The following is a 4,991-nucleotide window of genomic DNA, read 5'->3' as shown; positions in this document are numbered from 1 at the left end:
GCACTTCTTTCTGAGTGGCCTTTGTCCAGACGAATGGCATCTTATTGGGGTTGGCTTCAATTTTTGTTCCATCCAGATAAAGGACAGAAGAGTCTATCTGAGGATCATTCTGTTCGGCATAGCGGTTGAATTCCGTAAAGAGATCCTCCATGCATGGAGTAAGGCATTCCTTCTGAAAGCGGGAAATTGTACCGTAAGAAGGAGTTTCGCCATTGAAAAGGCAGAGCAGACGGATGTCGTGAGAATAAAGTTCTTCCTGCTGCCGCAAAGAGCAGTAGCCATAAAGAGTAAAAGAAATCAGAGCGGCTTTGAGCATGGCGTCTGCTGGGAAATGGCAGGCTGGCCAGGAGGCAAAAGAAGGATAAAGGGCAAGGTCGAGATAATCATCGACAAAGGAACTGACAGTAGTGAAGACAGAATCCATCTCAATATGAGGGAAGAGAGAATGGAGCAGTGGCAAACGGCCCTGAATCGAGTTATAGTGTGTTTGGTAATTTTGTTTATTAAGCATGAACATATTTTACCAAAAAAGGCACCTCATCCATTACGGATCAGGTGCCTCTTTTTATTTTTGGACTGTCAGAAATTTAACAGCCCCTTCTTTGCTTTCCAGACAATAGTAAATCAATTACACATTAAGACTATATCTATTTAGATTAGACTTTCTCAATCGTTTTTTTGCTATAGATCTTTTCTACCAATGGTACAGCCATGAGTATTGCCATATAAAATAAGGCAGAACCTCCTGAACCATAGTAAAGTAAAATATCAATCATTCTTGCAAATTCTCTATTCACAAATAAGAATTGAGAAAACCAAACTATTCCAATTACATAACCTACACTGATTCCACACAAAACAAACACTAAAGTCATCTGGATTGCCAACTTAGGATCCGTTTTGATTTTTTTGCAGATGGTGAGTATCAATACAACAAACCAGCTTATGACACCAACTACAAATAGAACCGGTGTTATATAATGGTAAATTTTATAATCTATTTTCGCTATCTTTGCTCCAATACTTGCTTTTCTTTCCATTTCTTCAACACCTTTTTCGTCGGTTGGATAAGTTAATGGCTGTCCAAGTTTCATTTCGTAGTTTTCAAGATCTGGAGTGAACTTTACTGGATAAACAGGTGCAGACGAAAAATCATTAAATGTCAGAGATTGAGCAAAAAAAGCAATTAGAGGTTCAAATAGTTCCCCTACTTCTTCCCAGGTTCTTCCACCAGCTGATTTTGTCAGCTGTATTCGATCGTCCTTTTTCAAAATTCCCTTTTCAAATGCGTCTTCCAGTTCAAGGTTAACATCCTTCATAAAGGCATTGATATTTGCTGCGGTTTTAAGATTCTCATCTTTTGTCAGTGCAGTAACCATTACCCAGGAAAGAAAATCTCCCTTTATTTCTTCAGCGCCTTCCTTAGTCCAAGGACTATGAAAAACAGCGTCCTTCAATCCTGGATGATTAGTAAGAGTTTCAGAAGCATCGAACGCCTTTTCAAGGGCATCATAGGGAGCCCAGACTTTAATTGAGCGGTTATTCGATTCAATTGAATAAACTTTGTTTATAAAATCAGCCAATTCTCCATTTGTCCTCAAAGTATATTCAGCATAGTTAAAATACTTTTGGTTTGCCTGCTTATAGGTCTGCCCTGCAATTCGATAACTGCAATAAGGCAAAAAGCACATCAATAACAATCCAACGGATATAATGATTTTCTTTGGAGTCTTCTTCACTTTGATTAAATTAACTATAATTCCAGCTATTAAGCCTGCCATCAAAAGATATAAGACAGGCATCATCCAGAAACTGTCTTCCTTGATGAAATAAACAAAAGGAAAAACGAGGGCCAAAGTGATCTGTAAAAGAATAAAGGTGATGGAATTCTTTTTTGTATTTTTCTCCCATGCAATTAACAATAAATCAGCCATCAGGCCAAAAAGAATATAAAACGACTGAGCGATAATAATATTTCGATACAAATGAACACAAGTCCTTAGATCAAACCCCTGAGGGGCAAAAAGAACAAAAATATAAGCCAACAAGGCCCAGTATTTTCCTGCACACCGTTTTACTGGGAGCCAGATAGCTAACGCTGCCAATACCCAGGATAATCCATAAATTGAATTAAAGCTCAAACCAGTCCAGGAAGGAACGTTTAACAACCACGGAAATGACATATATTTCAAAAGGCTGTTCTGATTTTCCTGAGCAAAATAAACCGAAAAATCAGAATATCGAAACATTAATCTTTCATCTAAAATTCCGTTTACCAGATAAACAGGCGATCTGAAGTGAGCTGCAAGAACTCGCAGGGCTGCCAGGACAGTCATAATCACAAAAATAATCAGGACAACTCTATTTTTCTTTGTCCATTGGTAAAGACCTTTCATGTAAATCTCCTTAAAATAAAATCCTATAGGAAAAAGCAGAAGAATGGGAAAGAACCCAAGTCTTCTGCTTTTAAAACAGAAAATTCTTCCTGTTTTTCCAATTTATATTCAATACTCGTCAGCTCTGTACCACTTGTAAAGTGTAATTTTGTTTAGTAAATAACTCCAGGGCTTCAGCCAGTGACATTCTCAGAGCAGATAAGTATTCAACATCAACTTGTGCTCCATGCATTTGTAAATCATCCATACATTGATATTCACAAAAGCCAAGTAAATTCTGATTTACTCCGTAATAAACAATACATAGAGCATTTTCTCCATACTTCTGAATATCGTTGTTTAAATCATCCAGTATATCTGCTCCAGGAGTTCGAATACTTGGATAATCATTTACTGTATCCAGAATGATATTCCATACTTCCGATTTGGCGGTATCACTTTTAGCAGCTTCTTCAATCACTGAAAGTTGTAATCCAGTCTGTCCAGCTAAATCTGCCATAGAAAAACCGTTTTGATTCAGTACTTGAACAAGCCATTCATGTCTGTTGGGATTCATCTTAATTCCTTCTTTCTTAAAGCATTTCTAAGACAATAATTTTGTGCTCTATTTTAGTTCTGCTATGGCTACTGTAGCATTGAAATACAGAAAAATGGAAATAATGACTCTTCAATCCATCCCCAAACTATTCATTATGATGAAATGAAGTGAATCAGCTCAACCGCTTCGTTGATGTTTTAATGATTTTTGGATTCCAGAGTGACAGATGTCTTCGAAAATAAACAAGACAGAAAAAAGCCTGAAATAAGGAACCTATCGGGGCTGCCAGTCCCATCCAAAACAAAGATTGTGGAAAATATATGGAAGCCAGCCATGCCAGAGGAATTCGAAAAAGTATCACTGATAAAGCATTTTGAATAAAGGAAATCATGGATTTTTGATAAGCGCAAAAATAACTGGCCATGCAAAAATGAATTCCTACTCCAAGGGTATCAAAAGAGTAGCTTCTAAAATAGGCTGCCCCCGCTTCGACTACCTGGCTGTCTTTAATAAACAAAGAGATCATCCAGGCTCCGGCAATCCATGCCAGAAGTACAACCAGAGCACCATATCCAACGGCCGTAATACATGAAATTTTTAATGACTGCATCGCTCGACCATACTTTGCAGCCCCGATATTCTGCGCCGCAAAAGCAGAAAGAGACTGACTAAGGGCAGAAGGAACCATAAACAGGAAAGAAATTATCTTTTCAACGATTCCAATCGCTGCAGCATCTGTTAAGCCGCGCATATTTCCAATCATTGTTATGATCAAGAAAGCAACCTGAATAAACCCATCCTGGCAGGCGATAGGGACACCTATTGAGAGCAGGCTTTTCATTGTTTCAGGATCAGGCTTAAAGTCTTCTTTTCTCAATTGAATAGGCAGTGGATGTCTTTTCAAAAAGGTGAGGGCGATGATCACACTAAAGAACTGAGCCAGCAGTGTTCCCCATGCCGCTCCTGAAGCATCCATGTTCATTGGCCCCACAAAAACAACATCTAATCCGATATTCAAAATGCATGCGGCTAGAACAAATATGGTCGGTGATACAGAATCGCCACAGCCTCTGCAGATACAGCTGACCAGATTATAAGCAGTTATAACTGGAATTCCTGCCAGACAGATTCGCAGATACTTAAGACATTCGTCTATCGAGTCCGCAGGAACATGCAGAAATGTAACAATTAAATCAGAACTCATCAATAAAATAATTGATAAAGCTATAGAGACTCCCAAAAATAACGTTAAAGTATTCCCAGCTGACCTGGAAGCTTTCTTAAAGTCCTGGGCACCCATCCATCTTGAAACCATAACCGTTGTTCCCATGGATAAACCAATAATCACAACCGTCACCATATGCATAAATTGTGAACCAATGCTTATTGCAGCACTCACCTGTGTTCCATCAAACTGACCGGCTATGAATAAATCTGCCAGCCCGTAGAGTTGCTGTAAAAAAATTGTAATCAGATATGGCAGCGCAAATTGAAAAAGACTACTGGCTATAGGACCTTTAGTCAGATTGAAACGATTTTCCATGTTAACTCCTTCCACGGTCAAAATTAATAAAACTTCTTCCCAAAATTTTATGTTTTAATTCTACATTTTCCCCTTTTCTCGTCAATACAAAAAAGGGGCTGTTAAATTTCGACTGATTTTTCATCAGCGAGATTTACAGCTCCTTTTTCTATGCTTTTTATCTGATTCAATCCTGTTTTATGATGTGTTTTTCCGCTCAAGTCAATTTTTGAACGCACTGAAAAGAGCCAAAACTCAAAAAGACTGTTTATAATCTTTTTCAGATTTCGCTTTTCTGCTCCTTTAATTTTCCATAACGTTCGAGTTCTGGGCAACTCATCCGATTTCTGTTGTTTAATTTTCTGATATTGTGTCCCATGGCCACAATAAGCACCTCAAATTTTACGTTTTCCAGTCCCCGGCGTCTCAATCGGCTGTATCTGTAGTTTTCTTTAAGATCTCCGAAGGTTCCTTCCGCCTGAATGCTCCGGCTGACCATAATCTCATGTCCTGCATCTGAAGACATGTTCTCCCG

General features: G+C 38.5%; 5 protein-coding genes. All 5 read right to left on the bottom strand.

Annotated features, from left to right (window positions below):
- A partial coding sequence (locus tag BO222_RS12855) for a transposase (protein WP_198932096.1) occupies positions 1–511 on the bottom strand: 511 nt, incomplete at its 3' end.
- A 145-nt stretch (positions 512–656) separates the two neighbouring features.
- Positions 657–2,048, bottom strand: a complete 1,392-nt coding sequence (locus BO222_RS12850) for a hypothetical protein (protein WP_143357052.1) — start codon at positions 2,046–2,048, stop codon at positions 657–659.
- 466 nt (positions 2,049–2,514) lie between these two features.
- A complete protein-coding gene (locus BO222_RS12845; protein ID WP_075821116.1) occupies positions 2,515–2,952 on the bottom strand; it encodes a hypothetical protein in 438 nt (145 codons plus the stop codon).
- Positions 2,953–3,106: 154 nt separating this feature from the next.
- A complete protein-coding gene (locus BO222_RS12840; protein WP_075821115.1) occupies positions 3,107–4,477 on the bottom strand; it encodes an MATE family efflux transporter in 1,371 nt (456 codons plus the stop codon).
- A gap of 259 nt (positions 4,478–4,736) precedes the next feature.
- On the bottom strand, positions 4,737–4,991 hold a 255-nt coding region (locus BO222_RS12835), incomplete at its 5' end, for a transposase (RefSeq protein ID WP_075817320.1).

The organism is Ileibacterium valens (assembly GCF_001945525.1).
GTDB lineage: Bacteria > Bacillota_I > Bacilli_A > Erysipelotrichales > Erysipelotrichaceae > Ileibacterium > Ileibacterium valens.
The sequence above is the reverse complement of the archived record's forward strand: the minus strand, read 5'-3'. Positions and strand labels throughout refer to the sequence as shown.